Here is a 223-nt window from a genome sequence, read left to right as displayed (position 1 = left end):
ACCCTTAACTCCCGAACCACCATTCCCCTTCGCAAGTTGATAAGCATCCTCTTTAGCGGTTGCTCGCACTCTTGCAAAGTTTTCTGCTATTTCTCCAACAGTTGCATGTTCGATATGAGGAATTTTTATTCCCATTCCAGTGTCTGCTGACCTGATTCCTACGGGGACCTTCGTTTTTTTCCATGTATGTAATGCACTCTTTAATGTCTCATTCTCCTTTAAC

Annotated in this window: 1 pseudogene; it reads right to left on the bottom strand. The window is 43.0% G+C overall.

Annotation, left to right across the window (positions count from 1 at the left end):
• A pseudogene (locus tag MR059_RS21720) lies at positions 1-223 on the bottom strand (hypothetical protein); the annotation flags it as partial.

Source organism: Bacillus cereus group sp. BfR-BA-01522, from assembly GCF_022662635.1.
GTDB lineage: Bacteria > Bacillota > Bacilli > Bacillales > Bacillaceae_G > Bacillus_A > Bacillus_A cytotoxicus.
Note: the sequence above shows the minus strand (reverse complement) of the source record. Positions and strands in the feature narration are given on the sequence as shown.